Origin of the sequence: Kribbella sp. NPDC048915 (genome assembly GCF_040649595.1) — a bacterium.
Taxonomy (GTDB): domain Bacteria; phylum Actinomycetota; class Actinomycetes; order Propionibacteriales; family Kribbellaceae; genus Kribbella.
On record NZ_JBEZFT010000014.1, the window covers coordinates 65345 to 86302 of the forward strand.

The following is a 20958-nucleotide window of genomic DNA, read 5'->3' on the forward strand; positions in this document are numbered from 1 at the left end:
CGCTACCCGAAGATCTCGCGGTAGACCTTCGCGAGTTTGTCGGGAGCGTGGTGCAGGTCGCGGTCGTCGTCGGCGACGTCGGCGATCACCAGCTCGGCCCCGAGAGCGCGCGCCGTACGGCGAAGCGACTCGGGGTCGGGCACATGACCGACATCCGCGAGCACGACGTCGATGCGCAGGTCCGGCGCGTGACCGGCCAGCACCTCCAGATGCGTCTCGGGTGAGAACCCGTCGGTCTCCCCCTTCTGCTCGCCGAGGTTCAGCGTCAGCAGCCGGCGCGCGCTGGTCTGCTCGAGCGCGCGGCACAGCTCGGGCACGAGCAGGTTCGGGATCACGGAGGTGAACCAGGAGCCCGGCCCGACCACGACCCAGTCCGCTTCCTCGACAGCCACCAGAGCCTCAGGACACGCGGGCGGGTCGGCCGGGTCGAGCGCGACATCGACCACATGCCCTTCGGTGGAAGCCACTTCGGCCTGACCACGGATCTCGGTGATGACCTCCGGGTGCGTCGGGTCCAGCCCGAGCACGCGGGCCTTGATGTCGAGCGGTACGGCGGACATCGGCAGCACGCGGCCCTGCGCACCGAGCAGCCGGGCCACCCAGTCGAGTCCGTCGACGGCCTCACCGAGCAACTCCCACAGCGCGACGATCAGCAGGTTCCCGACGGCGTGGTCGTGCAGCTCACCGTTGCTCCGGAAGCGATGCTGCAGGACGTCGGCCCAGGTACGGCCCCACTCGTCGTCGCGGCACAACGCGGCCAGCGCCATCCGCAGGTCACCCGGCGGCAGCACCCCGAGCTCCTGGCGCAGCCGCCCCGAGGAACCGCCGTTGTCCGCGACCGTGACGACCGCGGTCAGCTGATCGGTGACATGACGCAGCGCGGACAGAGACGCGGCCAGGCCGTGTCCTCCGCCCAACGCGACGACTCTCGAGGATCTCGTCACTCACGCCCCAAGTCACGGTGCACGACCAACGTCGGTGACCCCTTCTCGCGCAGCCTTCGGGCGATCTCCTCGGCCATCGCGACGCTGCGGTGCTTACCCCCGGTGCAGCCGATCGCGACGGTGACGAAGCGCTTGCCCTCGTTCAGGTAGCCGGTCCGCAGGGTGTCCAGCACGTCCACGTAGTTCTGCAGGAACTGCTGGGCCAGCGGATGACCGAGGACGAAGTCTGACACAGGCTGGTCCTGCCCGGTCATCGGACGCAGGTCGGGCTGCCAGTACGGGTTCGGGATGAAGCGCATGTCAGCGACCACGTCGGCGTCCACCGGGATGCCGTACTTGAACCCGAACGACACCACAGTGGCGCGGAGTTCGGCGTTCTCCTCGTCGCCGAACGCGTTCACGATCTTCGCGGCCAACTGGTGGATGTTCAGGTTCGAGGTGTCGATCACCAGGTCGGCGCCGGCCCGGATGTCGCCGAGCAGTTCGCGTTCGCGCTGGATGCCGTCGAGCAGCCGGCCCTCGCCCTGCAGCGGATGCGGCCGGCGGACGCTCTCCTGCCGGCGCACGATCACGTCGTCGGACGCCTCCAGGAACAAGGTCAGCGGCCGGTACCCCTTCAGCCGCAGATCGTGGATCGCGGAGCTGAGTTCCTCGAAGAACAGCCCGGTCCGGACGTCGACCACGACCGCCAGCCGCGGTGCCGCACCGGTGCCGACGACCTGCTCGACGATGGTGGTCAGGAACATCGGCGGCAGGTTGTCCACGACGAACCAGCCGAGGTCCTCCAGGACGTCGGCGACCGAGCTTCGTCCCGCGCCGGACATCCCGGACACGATGATCAGGTTGCCGTCGGTGTCGTCCATCAGTTCTCAGTTCTCCCCTGCATCCCCGTCGGGCGCCCCGGCAAGCTCCGGGACGTCGTCGCCCAGTATCTCGCCTGTCGCCATGTTCACCGACGGCGCCCGGCCGGCGTCGGCCTTCGTGGCGGCGGCGTGCACCGCGAGTACGACGGATTCGGCCAGCCGGGGCCCGAAACCGGGCAGGTCCGCGACCTCGTCGACCGTCGCCGCGCGCAGTTTCTTCAACGATCCGAAGTGCCGCAGCAACGTCTTGCGGCGCACCTCGCCCAGTCCCGGGACCTCGTCGAGGGTGCTCTCGACCATCGACTTCGACCGGCGGTTGCGGTGGTGCGTGATCGCGAACCGGTGTGCCTCGTCGCGCAGCCGCTGCAGCAGGTACAGCCCCTCGGAGGTCCGGGAGAAGATCACCGGATCCTCCTCGTCGGGCAGCCAGACCTCCTCCAGACGCTTGGCCAGACCGCACACCGGGATGTCGCCGAGCCCGAGCTCGTCCATCGCCTGGCGGGCCGCGGCCACCTGCGGCGGACCGCCGTCGACGACGACCAGGCCGGGCGCGTACGAGAACTTCTTCGCCCGCCCGGTCTCGGGGTCGATCAGGGTCCCGTTCGGGTCGGTCTCGGCACTGGCCATCGTGGCGCGCTCGTCCAGCAACCGCTTGAACCGCCGGGTCAGCACCTCGGCGATCGAGGCGACGTCGTTCTGCCCGTCGACGCCCTTGATCACGAACCGCCGGTACTCGCTCTTGCGCGGCAGGCCGTCCTCGAAGACAACCATCGAGGCGACCACCTCGGTGCCCTGCAGGTTCGAGACGTCGTAGCACTCCAGCCGCAGCGGGGCCTCGGGCAGGTCGAGCGCTGCCTGGATCTCCTCCAGTGCCTGGTTGCGCGTGGTCAGGTCGCTGGCGCGCTTGGTCTTGTGCATGGTGAGCGTCTGCAGGGCGTTCCGCTCGACAGTCTCCATCAGCGCCTTCTTGTCACCGCGCTGCGGAACCCGGATCGAGACCCGCGCGCCGCGCAACTCCTCGAGCCACGCGGTCAGTGCCTCGGCGTCTTCGGGCATCGTCGGCACCAGGATCTCGCGCGGGATGGCGTCGCCGGAGTCCCCGGCGTACGTCTGCTGGATGAACTGCGAGACCAGGTCGGCCGTGGTCGCCGTACCGTCGGCCTTGTCGGCGATCCAGCCGCGCTCACCGCGGATCCGGCCGCCGCGGACGTAGAAGATCTGGACCGCGACCTCGAGCGGATCCTCGCTCAGCGCGATCACGTCGGTGTCGGTACCGTCGCCGAGGACGACCGCGTTCTTCGCCAGGGCCTTCTCGAGCGCAGCCAGGTCGTCGCGGATCTTCGCGGCCCGCTCGTACTCCAGCTCGGCGGCCGCGGCCTGCATCTCCTTCTGCAGCCGGCGCACGTACGTCGCGGTCTGGCCGGACAGGAACGCGGTGAAGTCGTCGACGATCTGCCGATGCTCTTCCTGGCTGACCTGTCCCGTGCACGGTGCGGCGCACTTGCCGATGTATCCGAGCAGGCAGGGCCGCCCGATCTGACGGTGCCGGTTGAACACGCCCTTGCTGCAGGAGCGCATCGGGAACACCCGCAGCAGCAGGTCGACGGTCTCGCGGATCGCCCAGGCGTGACTGTACGGACCGAAGTACCGCACGCCCTTCTTCTTCTGACCGCGGCCGACCATCACCCGCGGATACTCCTCGTTGAGGGTGATCGCGAGCCATGGGTACGACTTGTCGTCGCGGTACTTGACGTTGAAGCGCGGGTCGTACTCCTTGATCCAGGAGTACTCCAGCTGCAGCGACTCGACCTCGCTGCCGACCACCGTCCACTCGACCTTCGAGGCCGTCGTCACCATCGCCTGCGTGCGCGGATGCAGGTTCACCAGATCCTGGAAGTACGACGACAACCGGGCGCGCAGGTTCTTCGCCTTGCCGACGTAGATCACCCGCCCGCTGGAGTCACTGAAGCGGTAGACACCGGGCGAGTCGGGGATCGATCCAGGAGCGGGACGGTAGGAGGACGGGTCAGCCACGCAACCACCCTAGTTCGGTCTGCCGACAAATCCGGAATCGCGACAAAGTTTCTACTACAGGTTCAATGACACACTTGAAGGTATGAATTACGACGACTTCGATCGGACCTTGCGCGGCTACGACGGCGTCCGGGTGCTGGAAGGCCAGGGCGACCTCTTCTATCTGTACGACCCGGCCGCCGACCTGCCGCCCGAACGGCAACAGCCGTTTGCCACCATCGTCACCGGTGACCACTACGAGAAGGTGTCCCGGCTCGACGAGACCGGATCCTGGCGACTCAACGTCGCCCTCACCAAGGCGACGTACACCGGCCTGTTCGGCGCGGTGCCGACCGAGCGCGACACCGACTGGGTGCTCGACTCCGGTCACGACTACGCGGCCCGGAACACCTTGATGCCGCATCCGTTCTACGCCAGTCAGCACTGGGTCGCGATCGTCGACCCGACCGGTCTGGACCGGCTGCTGCCGCTGATCGACGAGGCGTACCGGTTCGCGGAGCGCAAGTTCTCCAACCACCAGGCTCGCCAAACCAGCTGAAGATTGCGGTCCTGTTGCGGCTTGCCCCATAAGCCGAAGTTGACCCCAGGCTGGGATGGGCGGACTCCCTACCGTGTGAGCCAGGTGTGACCCAGGGTAGATGAGCAGGTCCTTTGCGTGAGGCAACAAGGCCTTGCGCTGACTCGAGGGAGTACCGCCCATGTCCCCATTCCTTCGCAGGCCACGCGCCGTTCTCGGCGCCGTGGCCGCGTCGGCGCTCGCCGTCACCGGCGTCGCCGTCACCGCGGCCGGCAGTGAGGCGTCGCAGCACGCGCCGGTGAGCATTCGCGGCGCCGGCAGCGCGAACGCGATCCCCGGCAGTTACATCGTCGTCCTGGCCGGCCAGAACTCGCGCGCCCAGACCCGGGCCGCCAACCAGAGCCTGGCCACGACGTACGACGTCAAGGTCGGCAAGCAGTTCGACTCGTCGATCAAAGGCTTCTCGGCCGCAATGACCGAGCAGCAGGCGCAGAAGCTGGCCGGCGACGAGCGCGTCGCGTTCGTCCAGCAGAACCAGAAGATCACCGTCAGCCAGGACGACCCGCCGTGGGGTCTGGACCGCACCGACCAGCGCGAACTGCCGCTGGACAAGAAGTACGAGCCCTCGACGACGGCCGACAACGTCAACGTCTACGTGATCGACACCGGGATCTACGCCGCCCACAGTGACTTCGGCGACCGCGCGTCGGTCGGCACCGACACCGTCGGCGACGGCCAGAACGGCGTCGACTGCGCGGGGCACGGCAGTCACGTGGCCGGCACCATCGCGGGATCGACGTACGGCCTGGCCAAGCGCGCGAAGGTGATCGGCGTCCGGGTGCTCGACTGCCAGGGCTCCGGGACGACCGAGTCCGTTGTGGCCGGCATCGATTGGGTGACGAAGAACGCCCAGAAGCCCGCGGTCGCCAACATGAGCCTCGGCGGCGGCGCCGACGACGCCCTCGACGCGGCGGTCAAGGCCTCGGTCGACTCCGGCGTCACCTATGCCGTTGCCGCTGGCAACGAAAGCGCCGACGCCTGCCAGAGCTCGCCGGCCCGGGAGCCCGCGGCGATCACGGTCGGTGCCACCGACGACGCCGACCGGCGCGCGCAGTTCTCGAACTTCGGCACCTGCGTCGACCTGTTCGCGCCGGGCGTGGACATCACCTCGGTCGGCATCACCGACCCGGACTCCACCGCCACGATGAGCGGTACGTCGATGGCGTCACCGCATGTCGCGGGCGCCGCAGCGCTGTACCTGGCCGACCACCCGGACGCGATGCCGGCCGACGTGGCCGCGGCGCTGGTCGACGGATCGACGGCCGACAAGGTCGGCGACCCGGGCGAGGGCTCGCCGAACAAGCTGCTGTACGTCGGGGCGGCCGACCAGTCCTGACGCGCCAAAGGCCCGGCCACCGGAATCCTCACCCCGGTGGCCGGGTCTTCCCCCGTCGTCGGTCAGGCCTCGACGATGTTGCCGCCTTCGACCTTGACGTTCACCGCCGGCAACGGCGACTGCGCCGGCCCGCTGACCGGGCTGCCGTCGGTGATGCTGAAGTGGCTGTTGTGGAACGGGCAGACGATCTGACCGCCCTCCACCGAGCCGATCGGGTTGCCCTGGTGCGTGCACACCGCCGAGAAACCCTTGTACTGCCCCGCGGTCGGCTGCGTCACGACCACCTTGGCGTCGGTGAACACCTTGCCGCCGCCCACCGGTACGTCGGAGGCCGGCCCGAGAACCGATCCACCCGCGGGCGCGCTGGAGGCCGGCGCGCTGGACGACGGTGCGCTCGAGGACGGCGCAGTTGAGGACGGTGCACTCGACGTACCCGGCGCGGAGCTGCTTCCGGACGTGCCACCGCCGGCCTCGTCGCTGCCGCCACAGGCCGCGAGGAGCGGCGCCCCGGCACCGGCGAGCGCGACCATCGCCGCGCAGCGCAGCACCGCCCGCCGATCGCGCAAGCCGCCGTCGGCGGCGCGCTCCGCAGCTCCCCCGGTAACCCCGTCGGCAGCACTGCCGGCGGCGCCGTAGGCAGCCGCAGCCATCGTGTCATCGCTCATGAATCTGGACCTCCAGAGCCCGCTCGTCGAGTAGTTGAACGCTACACATGGGTTCAAACGACCGGATCACCCGAACGGTTCAACCGAACCGGACCCAAGTTCTGACTTGCGGTGCGACCGGTTCGGCTCGACGTGCGGCTGGAGTGCGGGTTGAAGCGGGTTGAAGCGGCTTGAAGTGCGGCTTGAAGGTCGGGTGCGGAGTGACCAAGGACGCAGGGGGCACCCGGGACGCGCCGACCAGTGGCCCGGCACACTCTAGGGGTGGGAGAGTCCTGGAGATGACCGGTACGACGAACGACTCGACGGTGCTGAAGGCGATCGCGGATCTCGCGCCGTTGTGGCTGCCCGGGTGCGTCGTCGACACCGCGGACCGCACGGTCGAGGTCGGGTGGGGTCGTGGCGCGCTGCAGATGTCGGCGGTCGTCGGACTCGGCGAGATCATCGACCGGTGCCGGCACCTTCCCCAGCACCTGTGGGCGGAGCGGATCGAGGCCTGGCTGCACGCCGTCGTCGCGGAAGGTGAACTCGCGACCGAGGAGCACCGCTTCGGCGACGTCGCCGTACGGCAACGGGCGATGCTCCGGCAGCGCGGCTGGTCGGCGCGGACGGCCGGGCCGGTGTCCGACGCGATGATTCCGTTCGGCGATCACTTCGAGATCGTGGTGGTGATCGGCACCGGTACGGATTACCGGCGGCTGACCACGGTTCGCCGCTCGATGCTCGGGCTCGCGGACCCGGATGCGCCGTCGCCGGTCCGGTTGACGCTGGAGCACATCGCAGATCTGCGGCCGGTCGAGTACGACGGCTTCTCGGTGCTCTCCCGCAAGGACGACCCACTGGTGTCGATGGCGATCGTCGACCGCGAGAACCTGCTGCCTGAAGCTGCGGTCGGGTTGGGCGTACTGATCGGCGTACCGAGGTTGAGCACTGTCGCCTACTGCGCCGCCGACGCGGGTCAGCAGGTCGCGAATCGGCTGGCGCAGTACGTCGCCGACGCCTATCGCGACGCGCCGGATCAGTGCAGTCCCGACCTGTACTGGCTCCAGGGCGACCGCATGGTCCAGGTCCCGGTCACGCTCGCCCAACCCCCGACCGTGATGCTCCCGGCGGCGCTCCTTCCCACCCCGCGCCGAACCTGGCTACGCCACCTCTGGCACCAACTGTTCCGCCGCTGACCTGGCAAGCCGGCCGCCCGCCTGCGGGCGGCCGGTCTGTTGCGGGCGGCCGGTCGGTTTGGTTGGTCAGCCGGCGACGCGCTTGCGGGCCGTTGTCTTCTTGGCCGGTGCCTTCGTGCCTGCCGCCTTCTTCGTGGTCGTGGTCTTCGTGGTCGTGGTCTTCGTGCCTGTCGCCGCGGCGGTCTTCTTCGCCGTGGCCTTCTTCGCGGGCGCTGACTTGACCGTCTTGGCCGCCGCCTTCTTGGCACTCGGCTTGGCGGCGCGGCCTTCGAGGATCTCGGCGAGGAACTGTCCCGTGTACGACGCGGGGTTGGCCGCGACCTGCTCCGGCGTACCCTCCGCGACCAGCGTGCCGCCGCGACGTCCACCGTCCGGACCGAGGTCGATGATCCAGTCGGCGGTCTTGATGACATCGAGGTTGTGCTCGATCACCAGCACCGAGTTGCCCTTGTCCACCAGGCCGCTGAGCACGCCGAGCAGCTTGCGGATGTCCTCGAAGTGCAGACCCGTGGTCGGCTCGTCCAGCACGTACACCGTCCGGCCCGTCGACCGACGCTGCAGCTCGGACGCCAGCTTCACGCGCTGCGCCTCACCACCGGACAGCGTCGGCGCCGGCTGACCGAGTCGCACGTACCCGAGGCCGACCTCGACCAGCGTCTTCAGGTGCCGCGAGATCGCCGGAATCGCCGCGAAGAACTCGGCGGCCTCCTCGATCGGCATGTCCAGCACGTCCGCCACGGTCTTGCCCTTGTAGTGCACCTCGAGCGTCTCGCGGTTGTACCGCGCGCCGTGGCACACCTCGCACGGGACGTAGACGTCCGGGAGGAAGTTCATCTCGATCTTCAGCGTGCCGTCACCGGAGCACGCCTCGCACCGACCACCCTTGACGTTGAACGAGAACCGGCCCTGCTGGTATCCACGAACCTTCGCCTCGGGCGTCTCCGCGAACAGCTTGCGGATGTGGTCCCAGACGCCGGTGTACGTCGCCGGGTTGGACCGCGGCGTCCGGCCGATCGGCGACTGGTCGACGTGGATGACCTTGTCGACCAACTCCATCCCGGAGATCTTCGTGTGCCGCCCCGGCACCGCGCGGGCGCCGTAGATCTGCCGGGCGAGCGACGTGTAGAGAATGTCGTTCACCAACGTCGACTTGCCCGAGCCGGACACCCCGGTGACCGCGACGAACACCCCCAGCGGGATGGTCACGTCGAGGTCCTTCAGGTTGTTCTGCCGGGCGCCGTACACAGTCAGCTCGCGACCCTCGGTGAGTGGCCGCCGCACCTCCGGGATCGGGATCTCCCGCCGGCCCGACACATACGCGCCGGTGATCGAGTCCGGGTGGCTCTTCAGGTCCTCGACGGTGCCGGACACGACCACCTGGCCGCCGTGCTCACCGGCGCCCGGGCCGATGTCGACGACCCAGTCCGCGTGGTCGATGGTGTCCTCGTCGTGCTCGACGACGATCAGCGTGTTGCCGAGCTCCTTGAGCCGGACCAGCGTGTCGATCAGCCGCCGGTTGTCGCGCTGGTGCAGGCCGATGGACGGCTCGTCGAGCACATAGAGCACGCCGACCAGGCCGGAACCGATCTGCGTCGCGAGCCGGATCCGCTGCGCTTCACCACCGGACAGCGAACCGGCCGGACGACTGAGCGCGAGGTAGTCCAGACCGACGTCGAGCAGGAACCGCAGCCGCTCGCCGATCTCCTTGATCACCCGCTCGGCGATCTGCTTCTCCCGCGGCGTCAGCTCCATCCCGAGCAGGAAGTCGTGCACCTCGTCGATCGACATCGCGCTGATCTCGGCGATGTTCTTCCCGCCCAGGGTGACCGCGAGCGAGATCGGCTTCAGCCGTGCGCCGTTACAGGCCAGACACGGCACCTCGCGCATGTACTCCTCGAAGCGCTCCCGCCCGGTGTCGCTGGACGCCTCCGCGTGCCGGCGCTCGACGTACGGGATCACGCCCTCGAAGGTCGTGTAGTACGACCGCTCGCGACCGTACCTGTTCTTGTACGAGACGTGGACCTGCTTGTCGTGCCCGGTGAGCAGCGCCTTCTTCGCCTTCGCCGGAAGCTCGCCGAACGGGGTGCTGGTCTTGAACTTCAGGTCCTTCGCCAGCGCCTCGAGCAGCCGCTCGAAGTACTGCGAGACGTTCTGCCCCGCCCACGGCTGGATCGCGCCCTCGTCGAGCGACTTCGACGGATCCGGGACGAGCAGCTCCGGGTCGACCTCCATCCGGGTGCCCAGACCGGTGCACACCGGGCAGGCGCCGTACGGCGAGTTGAAGGAGAACGACCGCGGCTCGAGCTCGTCGATGGCGAGGGGGTGATCGTTCGGGCAGGCGAGCTTCTCGGAGAACCGGCGCTCGCGGTGCGGGTCGTCCTCCGGGAGGTCGACGAAGTCCAGCACCACCAGACCGCTGGCCAGGCCGAGCGCGGTCTCGATCGAGTCGGTCAGCCGCTGCTTGGCCGACCCCTTGACCGCGAGCCGGTCGACGACCACGTCGATGCTGTGCTTCTTCTGCTTGTCGAGCTTCGGCGGGTCGGTCAGCTGGATCGTCTCGCCGTCGACGCGCGCCCGCGAGAACCCTTGGCCGGTCAGCTGCCGGAAAAGGTCGACGTACTCCCCCTTGCGGCCGCGGACGACCGGCGCGAGCACCTGGAACCGGGTGCCCTCCTCGAGCTCGAGCACCCGGTCGACGATCTGCTGCGGCGTCTGTCGCGCAATCGGCTCACCGCACTCGGGACAGTGCGGCCGACCGGCCCGGGCGAACAGCAACCGGAGGTAGTCGTACACCTCGGTGATCGTGCCGACCGTGGAGCGCGGGTTCCGCGAGGTGGACTTCTGGTCGATCGAGACGGCCGGCGACAGACCCTCGATGAAGTCGACGTCCGGTTTGTCCATCTGGCCGAGGAACTGCCGCGCATACGCCGACAGCGACTCGACGTACCGCCGCTGGCCCTCGGCGAAGATCGTGTCGAAGGCCAGGCTGGACTTCCCCGACCCGGACAGGCCGGTGAAGACGATCATGGCGTCCCGCGGCAGGTCGACCGAGACGTCCTTCAAGTTGTGCTCACGCGCTCCGCGCACGATCAGACGGTCAGACACTAGCTCACTCTCAGCCGTTCTCGAGGGGTCCGGGGTGGTTCTCCGGCATGCTCGGCCATGCTAACGAGGCCCACCGACAAAAACTTCCGCCGCCGGATCGCCGTCGCGGCGCCGGGGTCGTTTCGAAAGTATATTCGATCCCGAGACGCGCGCCGACCAGGTCCTGACCAGGACCTGCCGAAGGTGCGAGGATCTGCGGTGTCACCGAGATCAGGGAGAGGCGAAATGCCGGAGTACCACGGGAACGTGAAGGTCGGCGGGCCGGCGCAGACCCACGAATTGGCCCATCTGATGATCACCAAGGTCGCGGTCGGGCCGATGGACAACAACGCCTATCTGCTGCGCTGCCGGCAGACCGACGAGCAAGTGCTGATCGACGCCGCGAACGAGGCGGACACGCTGCTCCGGCTGATCGGTGACGGCGGTCTCGCGCGGGTCATCACCACCCACCGCCACCAGGACCACTGGGAGGCGCTCGCCGAGGTCGTCGCCCGCACCGGCGCCACCACCGTCGCCGGACGGTACGACGCCGAGGGCATCCCGGTCCCGACCGACCAACTGGTCGACGACGGCGACCACATCGCAGTCGGGCAGTGCAGCCTGCGCGTCATCCACCTCGTCGGCCACACCCCCGGCTCGATCGCCCTGCTGTACGACGACCCCGACGGCGCACCGCACCTCTTCACCGGCGACTCGTTGTTCCCCGGCGGCGTCGGCAACACGCAGGGCGACGCGGAACGGTTCACCTCGCTGCTGAACGACGTCGAGACCAAACTCTTCAGCACCCTCCCCGGCGAAACCTGGGTCTACCCCGGCCACGGCGCCGACACCACCCTCGGCGCCGAACGCCCCCACCTCCCCGAATGGCGCGAACGCGGCTGGTAACACACCAGGTCCGTGGGCCATCCACGGGGGCGTGAACAGGTTCCGGTGGGCCGGCACCTGTTATTTCCTGTCAACGCCCCCCACATGGTGTCGCACCACCCGACAACCCGCGGATCGCGCCGGGGACTCCGGGGTCAGCCGCGACGCTCCGGTGAGCCAGCTGTGGGGGGTGTGAACAGGTTCCGGCGGGCCGGCACCTGTTATTTCCTGTCAACGCCCCCCACATGGTGTCGCACCACCCGACAACCCGCGGATCGCGCCGAGGACTACAGGGTCAGCCGCAACGCTCCGGTGAGCCAGCCGTGGGGGGTGTGAACAGATTCCGGCGGGCCGGCACCTGCTATTTCCTGTCAACGCCCCCCACATCGTGTCGCACCACCCGACAACCCCCGGATCGCGCCGAGGACTACAGGGTCAGCCGCGAGACTCCGGTGAGCCAGCTGCGAGGCTCCGGTGAGCCAGCTCTGGGGGGTGTGAACAGGTCGTGGTGGGTGGGGGCCTGATATTTCCTGTCGACACCCCCTGGAGGGGGTCGCTCCTCCCGAGAGCCGGCGACTCGCGACGCCGCACTCGAGCGCGGAGAGTTCGCGTCGACACGTCGCGTCAATTCGTCCACCCGGGCTCTCCTAGGGTGACGTCATGAGTGGGTTCGCCGAATACCGTCCCGGGACCGTACGGCGGCGCGCGCGGGTCGACGTACGGCCGGCCGAGATCGCGGACCTCGATGCGTGCGCCGAGCTGACCGTGGCGCGGACGGGCGGCTCCGCCGCGGAACGCCGGCAACGGCTGGAAGCAGACCTCGGCGACCCCGAGCGGTACGCCGTGGTCCCTGCGATCCACGGAACCGTCGTCGGATACGGCGGGGTGATCCGGCATGTGGTCTCCGCGACGGATCCGCCGAGCATGGCGCCGGCGGGCTACTACCTGGTCGGACTGATCGTCGCGCACGCCTGGCGCCGGCACGGCATCGGCGAACTTCTCACCCGCGACCGGATGGAGTGGGTCGCCGACCGCGCCGACCGCGCCGACCGCGCCGACGAGGTCTACTACTTCGCCAATCTCGCCAACCGACCTACCCTCGACCTCCACCACAGCCTGAGGTTCGTCGAGGTCACCCGCGACTTCACGTTCCCGGGCGATCCGCTCAAGCCCGGTACCGGCGTACTGCTTCGAGCTGACCTGCAGGGTTAGCATCGCGCTATGGCGACCTGGCGGGACGTCTGTGAGTTGGCCGGGCGGCTGCCCGACGCCCGGCTCGGGGAGGCGCACGAAGGGTCACCCGCGTGGTACGCCGGGCGTCATCAGTTCGCCCGCCTGCGGTGGGACAACGCCGGGCGCGAGCTGCTCCAGGTCTGGACCGGTGACATGACGACGCAGGCCGCGCTGGCCGAGCGCCGCGAGGTCTTCCCGGTGGTGCATACGTTCCAGTACCGCGTGACCTGCTGGGGCTACCTCGACCGGCTCGACCTCCGCGAGACGGCCGAGCTGCTGCTCGACTCGTACAGCATCCGCGGCGGACCGAAGCGCGGCCAGGCGGTCGACCCGGAAGCCTTCCTCCCGCCACTCCCCTAGACCGACCGAGGACAGCTAGCGATCGGTCAGCTCGGCCGGATAGGCGATCACGTCGACGAGCGCGTTGTTCCGGATCGCGGTGATCTCGGTCCGGCGCGCGATCGCATCCTCGAACAGCTGACGCTGCAACGACTGCGCGTCCCGCAGCGGTACGCCGTCGACCGCCAGAACGAGATCGCCCTGCCGCAACCCCGCTGCCGCCGCCGGACTGGCCGGGATCACTTCGACGACCCGCAGGGCGGTTCGCTGGTCGAACCGCTGCGCGAGCGCCGGCTGCAGTGACGCGGGTGTCGTCACGAGACCGAGGTACGCGCGCCGCACGCGGCCGTCGTGCAGCAGTGCGTAGATGATCCGCCGCGTGGTCGGATTCACCGGCACCGCAAGCCCCAGGCCGATGCCCGCGACGGCGGTGTTGATGCCGATCACCCGACCGTTGCCGTCGGCCAACGCACCGCCGGAGTTGCCCGGGTTCAACGCGGCGTCGGTCTGGATGACGTCCTCGATGATCCGCTGCGCCGAACCGCTGCGCACCGGCAACGACCGGCCCAACGCACTCACCACGCCGGCGGTCACACTGCCCGCGAGTCCGAGCGGATTGCCGACCGCAACCACCAGGTTCCCCACCTTGAGATGGTCGGCATCGCCGTACTCCGGCGGATCCGGGATCTCCCGATCGGCCCGCAGTACGGCGAGATCGGACAGCCGATCCACTCCGACCACGCGGGCCTGCGCCGTCGTTCCGTCCGCGAAGTCCGCCGATGCCTCGGATCCGTCACCGACCACGTGGGCGTTCGTGAGCAGGTGCCCGGCACCGGTCAGCACCACCGCCGACCCGGACGAGTCGCCGCGGCGGCTCTGGATCCGCAGGCTCGCGACCCGTGGGATGAGGTGCGCGGCCACCCCTGACACCACCCGCGAGTAGGCGTCCAGGACGTCGTCCCCGGCCATCTCGTCAGCCATCGCCCTCACCTCCTGAATTACAAAATTACACCCGGAAGCAACGGCGTGAACCGGACCACAATCCTGACCGATCGGTTGAAAACTGGCCGACCGGTCAGTCAGGATGCTGACATGGCAGTCTCCACCCCCGCCCGGGAACGGACCAGGCGCGAAATCGTGCGCCAGGCGATGGCCCTGTTCCAGGCCAACGGTTACAACGCGACGTCGCTGCAGGACATCGCGACTGCGGCGGGCTGCTCCAAGGCGACCGTGCTGTACCACTTCAGCGGCAAACCCGCCGTGCTCGCGGCCGTCCTCCAACCGGCTGCCGAAGACTTGGCCGCGCTGGTGGCCGATGCCGCGCAGCTGCCCCGCGCGGAGGCGCAGCAGCTCGCGATCGACCGATTCATCGACCTGTCCGTCGAATACCGCGGTGTTGTCGACGTCCTCCAGGACGTCCTGCCGGAGATCGAGGAGATGCCCGAGGTCGCGCCGCTGGTCGCCAACGGCATGCGCCTGATCGACTACCTGGCCGGGTCCGACGACCCGCTGGAGCAGGACGTGGCACGGTTCGCCGTCAACGGCCTGCTCGGCGAATGCCGGCACTCTGCCGACAGCAGTGACGAGGACCTGCGCAGACTCTGCGAGGTCGCCCTGGGGAGACTCCTCCGCCGCGCCTGACCCCACACCCTGTACCACCTGCCGTACCACCTGCCGTACCACCTGCCGTACCACCTGCCGACCAGCTGCCGACCAGCTGCCGACCAGCTGCCGAGGCGGCGCCGGCGGGGCGATCGAACACGCCCGACTCGACACCGAAAGCGATCCCGATGGCCAATCTCCTGTACCGGCTCGGCCGGTTCTCGTACCAGCGGCGCCGCCTCGTCGCCGCCGTCTGGGCGCTGCTGCTCGTTCTGCTGGGCGTCGGTGCGCTGACGCTCGGCGGCAAGACCGCGAACACGTTCTCGATTCCCGGAACCGAGTCTCAGCGTGCACTCGACGCCCTCGCGCAGGAGCTGCCGGCCGCGAGCGGCGCGTCGTCCACGGTGGTCGTGAAGGCGCCCGACGGCAAGACGCTCGCCGAGCCTGCCGTGAAGGCGGCGGTCGGCGCGGCCGTCGAGAAGGTCACCAAGGTGCCCGAGGTGATCGCAGCGATCGACCCGTTCACCAGCAAGGCGATCAGCCCCGACGGCACGACCGGGCTGATCAGCGTCCAGTTCGACAAGCCTGCCGACGAGCTGACCGACGAGGCCACCACCGCGTACGACGAGCTCAGCCGCATCAGCTCCGCGGACCTGCAGGTGGTGCCGGGTGGCCAGATCAAGGCCGGGATCCCGGAGATCGGCGCGACCGAGGTGATCGGTGTCGCGGTCGCAGCCGTCGTCCTGGTGGTCACGTTCGGCTCGCTGGTCGCGGCCGGCATGACGCTGGTCACCGCGCTGCTCGGCGTCCTCGCCGGCATGGCCGGCTTGTTCATCGTGACCGCGTTCACCGACGTCTCCTCGACGGCGCCGATCCTGGCGCTGATGCTCGGACTCGCGGTGGGTATCGACTACGCGTTGTTCATCAGCTCGCGGCACCGGTCGCAGCTCGCGGAAGGCATGGATCCCGAGGAGTCGGTGGCTCGCGCCACCGCTACGGCAGGATCGGCGGTACTGTTCGCCGGCGCCACCGTGGTGATCGCGCTGGCCGGGCTCTCGGTCGTCGGCGTACCGTTCCTGACCGCCATGGGCCTCGCCGCGGCCGCGACCGTCCTGACGGCGGTGCTGGTGGCGCTGACCTTGCTGCCCGCGATGCTCGGATTCGTGGGCAACCGGGTGCTGCCGCGCAAACTGCGGAAGGCGCCGGCCGCCGCACCGCAGGCCGAGGGCTTCGGCTTCCGTTGGGGCCGGCTGGTGACCCGGCTGCGCATCCCGATCGTTGCCGTCGGCATCATCGGGCTCGGGCTGCTCGCGATCCCGGCGAAGGACATGCAGCTCGCGCTGCCCGACGGCGCGACCGCGCCGGAGAACAGCAACCAGCGAATCGCCTACGACCTGACCGCCGAGGCGTTCGGACCCGGCGCCAACGGACCGCTGGTGGTCGTGGTCTCGAGCAACGACCCGGCGACCTCGAACACGCTTGTCCAGCAGGTGCTCGGCACCACGCAGACCCTCCCCGGCGTGGTGGCCGCACAACCCGCCGCGGCCAGCCAGGACGGTACAACGCGACTCCTGCAGGTGATCCCACAGAGCGGACCGGCAACCGAGCAGACCGCAGACCTGGTCAAGAACCTGCGCACCACGATTCAGCCGCTCGCGACCGGCGATGCGACGATCTCCGTCACCGGCAACACGGCCGTCGGGATCGACGTGTCGAACAAGCTCTCCGACGCGCTGCCGACGTACCTGTTCGTCGTGATCGGGTTGTCGTTCCTGCTGTTGCTGCTCGCGTTCCGCTCGATCCTGGTACCGCTGAAGGCGACCCTCGGCTTCGTGCTGACGATCGGCGCGACGTTCGGCATCACCGTCGCGGTGTTCCAGCAGGGGCACCTCGCGAGCCTGGTCGGCATCGACTCCCCCGGTCCGCTGGTCAGCTTCCTGCCGATCATCATGATGGGCATCCTGTTCGGCCTCGCGATGGACTACGAGGTGTTCATCGTGTCCCGGGTGCGCGAGGAGTTCGTGCACGGACGGCACGCCGACGACGCCACCGTCCAGGGCCTCGGCCACGGCGCCCGTGTCGTCACCGCCGCCGCGCTGATCATGGCGTCGGTCTTCGCCGGCTTCATCCTGGTCGAGGACCCGATCATCAAGGCCATCGGCTTCGGCCTCACCATCGGCGTACTCATCGACGCCTTCGTCGTCCGGATGACCCTGGTCCCCGCCATCCTCAGCCTGCTGGGCGACCGGGCCTGGTGGTTCCCGAAGTGGCTAGACCGCCTCACCCCGCGGGTAGACATCGAAGGCGAAAGCCTGCGGGTCGAAACCCCGGAATCCAAGGAACTCGCGGGCGTACGCTGACACACCTTGCGGGGCGCCGGCACCACCCGGCGCCCCATCCTGCATCAAGCTCGACGCATCGCCCACGCGGTACGGCGCGTAGCTCGCAGCCGAAATGCTGGTCCGACCCGCGAGCACGGCACTCGGTACGACGTAGATGCTGCCGTCACCAAGGACGATGAAGAACAGGTCGATCGAGTCCGGGTCGTACGGCAGCTTTCCCGCGGTCTTGTCGAGCGTGTACGGACGCCGACCGATACCGACATGCCAGTACCCGCGCTTGGACGGGGTTGCACAGGACTTCACTTGCACGCGCTGGATCCCGCCGGACGTCGTCACCAGCAGGTCGTACGCCTGAGGCTCGATGGGTAGCGCAACCGAGCATCCGCGCAAGGTGAACCAAGCCATCGCCAACGCAGTTGCCGAATACCGCAGCATCTCGGGCCGGACCGGCTCGTTGAACACATCGACAGGCGCCTCCTTGGCCTGCGGCGACTTCAGATGCGCGCAATCCAAGCCCAGCCGGACTGCGTGCCCCTTGATCCGGACTCGCTCGGCTCCGTTGTCGACGACACCGAGGTCGGCGATCACGTCCGCCCAGCAGCTCGCGCCGGCGACGGCCTCGCGGAGCTGCTGATCGGTCCAGCGGCGCTGCCCCGTGAAATGGGACGTGTCCAGCCCGAGTCGCGTGGCGTGGCGTCTGATCGCGCCCGTCGAGGAGTTCTTCAAACCCAGTGCACGGGCGACCGCGCGCCACGAGGGGCTGCTCGCGACCGCCTCGGCCAGTTGAGCGTCCGTCCAAGTACGTCGACTCCCGGTGGTGTCCATGGGGAGAAAGGTAAAGAGGGGCACCGACAGAATCGGTGCCCCTCTTCGGCGGTCGGGCTGCCGAGATTTGAACTCGGGATCTCCGGCCCCCCAGGCCGGCGCCCTAACCAAACTAGGCCACAGCCCGCCATTCGCTCCGTGAAGCGAACCGGGGTAAACCATACCCCATCCGGAGAGGTGCTTTCACCCGGGTCCGGTCAGCGTTTCTTGTTCTTCTGGCGGGCTCGGATCTGGACGTGGACGGGGCTGCCGACGAAGCCGAAGTCTTCGCGCAGCCGACGTTCGATGAAGCGCTGGTACGACGGCTCGATCGGGCCGGAGGTGAAGATCGCGAAGGTCGGCGGCATCGTGGTGGCCTGGGTGCCGAAGAGGATCTTCGGCTGCTTGCCGGAGCGGACCGGGTGCGGGTGCGCGGCGACCAGGCGGCCGAGGAACGCGTTCAGCTGACCGGTCGGGACGCGGGTCTGCCAGCCTTCCAGCGCGGCCTCGATGGCCGGGACGAGCTTCTCCATGTGCCGGCCGGTGAACGCGGAGATGTTCACCCGCGGCGCCCAGCGGAACTGCACCAGGTCGCGGTCGATCTCGCGCTCCAGGTAGTAGCGACGCTCCTCGTCGACCAGGTCCCACTTGTTGTACGCGATCACCAGCGCCTTACCGGCTTCCTCGACCGCGTTCATGATCCGCAGGTCCTGCTCGGAGATCGGCTCGGAGGCGTCGATGACGACCACGACGACCTCGGCGCGCTCGATCGCGGCGTTGGTCCGCAGCGACGCGTAGTACTCGTGGCCCTGGGCGTTCTTGACCTTGCGGCGGATACCGGCGGTGTCGATGAACCGCCACTCCTGGCCGCCGAGGGTGATCAGCTCGTCGACCGGGTCCACCGTCGTACCGGCGACGTCGCTGACGACGACCCGGTCCTCTTTGGCGACCTTGTTCAGCAGCGACGACTTGCCCACGTTCGGCTTGCCGACGATCGCCACCCGGCGCGGGCCGCCGACCTCGCCGTCGCGCTCGGCCGGAGCCTCCGGGAGCGCCTCGAGCACGGCGTCCAGCAGGTCGCCGGTCCCCCGCCCGTGCATCGCGGACACCGGGTACGGCTCGCCGATGCCGAGGCTCCACAGGTTCATCGCCTCGGACTCGATCCGCTGGTCGTCGACCTTGTTCGCGGCCAGCACGACCGGCTTGCCGGACTTCCGCAGCACCCGGACGACGGCCTCGTCGGCGTCGGTGATGCCGACCACGGCGTCGACAACGAACAGCACCGCGTCGGCGGCGTTGATCGCAACCTCCGCCTGCGCGGCGACCAGCGCGGCCATCCCGACCGCGTCCGGGTCCCAGCCGCCGGTGTCGACCACGGTGAACTCACGGCCCGCCCAGTTGGCGTCGTACGACACGCGGTCGCGGGTGACGCCCGGGGTGTCCTCGACCACCGCCTCCCGGCGGCCGATGATCCGGTTGACCAGCGTGGACTTGCCCACGTTCGGCCGGCCGACGATCGCGAGCACCGGGAGTGGCCCGGTGTCCGACCGGTCGTGGGTCGGTACTTCGGTGGGCAGGTCAGTCATCAGGGTCCTTCGGTTCTCGCCAGCCCGGAAGCGGGTGGCCGGTTTCGTCGACGGCCGCCTTCACATGGGCACGCAGCACGTCACCGATGTACTCGGTGACCGCCTGGACGTCGGAGTGTCTCCTGGGAAAGGGTACGCGCTCGACCGAAAAAGGTTCGCCGTACACGACGTCGATACGGCTCCCGGCCGGCGGGAATCCCTCCACGTCGCCGCCCGGCAGCCGGGTCCCCATCAGCGCAACCGGCAGGATCGGCGCGCCGGTGACCATCGCCAGGTACGCCACCCCGACCCGGATCCGGCGGAAATCCCCCGGACCGCGGGTGCCCTCGGGGTAGATGTTCAGCACCCGCCCGTCGCGCAGCACCTGGATCGACTTGCGGACCGCGAGCATGTCGTACGACGAGCGGTCGACGGGGATCTGCCCGATCCGCTGCAGGAACTTGCCCTGCAGTCCCCCGAACACCTCGATCTTGCCGAGCTGGTGCAGCATCCGCGGCGCGATCGCCCCGAGCAGTGGGGCGTCCAGCAGGCTCAGATGGTTCGGTGCCATCAGTAGCGGGCCGGTCATCGGGAACCGGTCCTCGTGATGGATGGTCAACTTGTACTTGCGCAGGAAGTACGGCCGCGCCACCTTCCGCAGCGGCAGCGCCAGCCGGTACGGCAGCGGTGGCAAATCGTCGGTACGGGGCAGACCTTGGTGCCCGGTGAGTTCTACAGTCATCGCTCCTGGCCCTGAGGGACGCTTTCCAGCGCGAGTCGGCAGATCACGTCGACGACCTCCTCCAGGGTCAGGTACGTCGAGTCGATGGTCACGGCGCCGTCCGAGGCGACCTGGAACTCCGACACCGTGGAGTCGTCGGCGTCCCGGCGGACGATCTGGTCGCGGAGCTCATCCGCGGTCACGGACCCGGCGGCGAGCTCGGCCCCGCGGCGTGCCATCCGCGCCTCCTGGTCGGCGGTCAGCAGCACCTTCAGCTCGGCGTCGGGCGCGACCACGGTGGCGATGTCCCGCCCCTCGACGACGATCCCTCCGCTCGGGCGTCCGTCGTACTGCGCGGCGCTGTGCACACCGTCCGTGTGGGCGCCGCCCGCACCGGCGACGTCCGGCGGGGAGATGTCGTTCTGCGCGGCGTCGATGATCGCGCGCTGCCGGCGGATCAGCTCCCTGCGGACCTCGAGGTTGGTGGCGATCTTCGACACCACCTCGCTGATCTTCGGATCACGGATCGCGGCGGTGACGTCGGTCCCGTCGGCGATCACGTATTGGTGGCCGGGGTCGGTGCTGATGTCCAGCTCGAGCTCCCGCGCGCGCCGCGCGACCGCCTCGGTGTCGTCCAGGTCCAGGCCGTGGTCGAGCGCCGACCAGGTCACCGCGCGGTACGTCGCGCCGGTGTCCAGGTACCGCAGGCCGAGCCGGGTGGCCACTCCGCGGGCAGTGCTCGACTTACCGGAGCCGCTCGGCCCGTCCACAGCGATGATCATGCCCTGA

18 protein-coding genes and 1 tRNA gene are annotated in these 20958 nt (G+C 69.1%); 8 read left to right on the forward strand and 11 right to left on the reverse strand.

Features of this window, described 5'->3' with window-relative positions:
• Positions 1 to 2: 2 nt before the first annotated feature.
• The 3 genes from yvcK to uvrC are packed head-to-tail and all read right to left on the reverse strand — an operon-like array spanning position 3 to position 3841.
• Entirely contained in the window at positions 3 to 944 is a 942-nt protein-coding gene (gene yvcK, locus AB0B82_RS10700; protein ID WP_360164930.1) for a uridine diphosphate-N-acetylglucosamine-binding protein YvcK, read from the reverse strand.
• On the reverse strand, positions 941 to 1807 hold the full coding sequence (rapZ, locus tag AB0B82_RS10705) for an RNase adapter RapZ (RefSeq protein WP_360164932.1): 867 nt from the start codon (positions 1805 to 1807) through the stop codon (positions 941 to 943). Before rapZ ends, yvcK begins: the two co-directional genes overlap by 4 nt.
• A 6-nt stretch (positions 1808 to 1813) precedes the next feature.
• Positions 1814 to 3841 (reverse strand): excinuclease ABC subunit UvrC, encoded by a 2028-nt coding sequence (gene uvrC / locus AB0B82_RS10710; RefSeq protein WP_360164934.1) that lies wholly within the window; start codon positions 3839 to 3841, stop codon positions 1814 to 1816.
• Positions 3842 to 3923: 82 nt separating this feature from the next.
• Between uvrC and AB0B82_RS10715 the strand changes: the two genes are divergently transcribed.
• Together AB0B82_RS10715 and AB0B82_RS10720 are read left to right on the forward strand one after the other, a co-directional pair.
• A complete protein-coding gene (locus AB0B82_RS10715) occupies positions 3924 to 4379 on the forward strand; it encodes a DUF6194 family protein (protein ID WP_360164936.1) in 456 nt (151 codons plus the stop codon).
• Between the two features lie 160 nt (positions 4380 to 4539).
• The gene (locus tag AB0B82_RS10720) at positions 4540 to 5754 is read left to right on the forward strand and encodes a S8 family peptidase (RefSeq protein ID WP_360164938.1); all 1215 of its coding nucleotides are present in this window, start codon (positions 4540 to 4542) and stop codon (positions 5752 to 5754) included.
• Between the two features lie 62 nt (positions 5755 to 5816).
• Here AB0B82_RS10720 and AB0B82_RS10725 read toward each other — a convergent pair whose 3' ends face one another.
• A complete protein-coding gene (locus AB0B82_RS10725) occupies positions 5817 to 6419 on the reverse strand; it encodes a Rieske (2Fe-2S) protein (protein ID WP_360164940.1) in 603 nt (200 codons plus the stop codon).
• Between the two features lie 278 nt (positions 6420 to 6697).
• Here AB0B82_RS10725 and AB0B82_RS10730 point away from each other — a divergent pair, with 278 nt between their 5' ends.
• Entirely contained in the window at positions 6698 to 7594 is an 897-nt protein-coding gene (locus AB0B82_RS10730; RefSeq protein WP_360164942.1) for a hypothetical protein, read from the forward strand.
• Between the two features lie 66 nt (positions 7595 to 7660).
• Here AB0B82_RS10730 and uvrA read toward each other — a convergent pair whose 3' ends face one another.
• Positions 7661 to 10699 (reverse strand): excinuclease ABC subunit UvrA, encoded by a 3039-nt coding sequence (gene uvrA, locus AB0B82_RS10735; protein ID WP_360164944.1) that lies wholly within the window; start codon positions 10697 to 10699, stop codon positions 7661 to 7663.
• 291 nt (positions 10700 to 10990) lie between these two features.
• Between uvrA and AB0B82_RS10740 the strand changes: the two genes are divergently transcribed.
• The 3 genes from AB0B82_RS10740 (at position 10991) to AB0B82_RS10750 (ending at position 13156) form a co-directional block, all read left to right on the forward strand.
• The gene (locus AB0B82_RS10740) at positions 10991 to 11584 is read left to right on the forward strand and encodes an MBL fold metallo-hydrolase (protein WP_360165020.1); all 594 of its coding nucleotides are present in this window, start codon (positions 10991 to 10993) and stop codon (positions 11582 to 11584) included.
• A gap of 639 nt (positions 11585 to 12223) precedes the next feature.
• Positions 12224 to 12775, forward strand: coding sequence for a GNAT family N-acetyltransferase (locus AB0B82_RS10745; RefSeq protein ID WP_360164946.1), 552 nt, complete (start codon positions 12224 to 12226; stop codon positions 12773 to 12775).
• A gap of 9 nt (positions 12776 to 12784) precedes the next feature.
• Positions 12785 to 13156 (forward strand): hypothetical protein, encoded by a 372-nt coding sequence (locus AB0B82_RS10750; RefSeq protein ID WP_360164948.1) that lies wholly within the window; start codon positions 12785 to 12787, stop codon positions 13154 to 13156.
• 15 nt (positions 13157 to 13171) lie between these two features.
• Here AB0B82_RS10750 and AB0B82_RS10755 read toward each other — a convergent pair whose 3' ends face one another.
• A complete protein-coding gene (locus AB0B82_RS10755) occupies positions 13172 to 14116 on the reverse strand; it encodes a trypsin-like peptidase domain-containing protein (RefSeq protein WP_360164950.1) in 945 nt (314 codons plus the stop codon).
• A 111-nt stretch (positions 14117 to 14227) separates the two neighbouring features.
• Here AB0B82_RS10755 and AB0B82_RS10760 point away from each other — a divergent pair, with 111 nt between their 5' ends.
• Together AB0B82_RS10760 and AB0B82_RS10765 are read left to right on the forward strand one after the other, a co-directional pair.
• Positions 14228 to 14776, forward strand: a complete 549-nt coding sequence (locus AB0B82_RS10760) for a helix-turn-helix domain-containing protein (RefSeq protein ID WP_360164952.1) — start codon at positions 14228 to 14230, stop codon at positions 14774 to 14776.
• A gap of 149 nt (positions 14777 to 14925) precedes the next feature.
• The gene (locus tag AB0B82_RS10765) at positions 14926 to 17097 is read left to right on the forward strand and encodes an MMPL family transporter (protein WP_360164954.1); all 2172 of its coding nucleotides are present in this window, start codon (positions 14926 to 14928) and stop codon (positions 17095 to 17097) included.
• Here AB0B82_RS10765 and AB0B82_RS10770 read toward each other — a convergent pair.
• From AB0B82_RS10770 to AB0B82_RS10790, 5 genes are all read right to left on the reverse strand, one after another.
• A complete protein-coding gene (locus AB0B82_RS10770) occupies positions 17008 to 17904 on the reverse strand; it encodes a group I intron-associated PD-(D/E)XK endonuclease (protein WP_360164956.1) in 897 nt (298 codons plus the stop codon). The two genes, AB0B82_RS10765 and AB0B82_RS10770, sit on opposite strands and share 90 nt — an antisense overlap.
• A 52-nt stretch (positions 17905 to 17956) precedes the next feature.
• Positions 17957 to 18031 (reverse strand) — tRNA-Pro (locus AB0B82_RS10775).
• Positions 18032 to 18101: 70 nt separating this feature from the next.
• Positions 18102 to 19469 (reverse strand): ribosome biogenesis GTPase Der, encoded by a 1368-nt coding sequence (der, locus tag AB0B82_RS10780; protein WP_360164958.1) that lies wholly within the window; start codon positions 19467 to 19469, stop codon positions 18102 to 18104.
• On the reverse strand, positions 19462 to 20190 hold the full coding sequence (locus tag AB0B82_RS10785; protein ID WP_360164960.1) for a lysophospholipid acyltransferase family protein: 729 nt from the start codon (positions 20188 to 20190) through the stop codon (positions 19462 to 19464). The genes der and AB0B82_RS10785 overlap by 8 nt, the downstream gene beginning before the upstream one ends.
• Positions 20187 to 20951: a (d)CMP kinase gene (locus tag AB0B82_RS10790; protein WP_360164962.1), complete on the reverse strand. Its 765-nt coding sequence runs from the start codon at positions 20949 to 20951 to the stop codon at positions 20187 to 20189. Before AB0B82_RS10790 ends, AB0B82_RS10785 begins: the two co-directional genes overlap by 4 nt.
• Positions 20952 to 20958 lie beyond the last annotated feature (7 nt).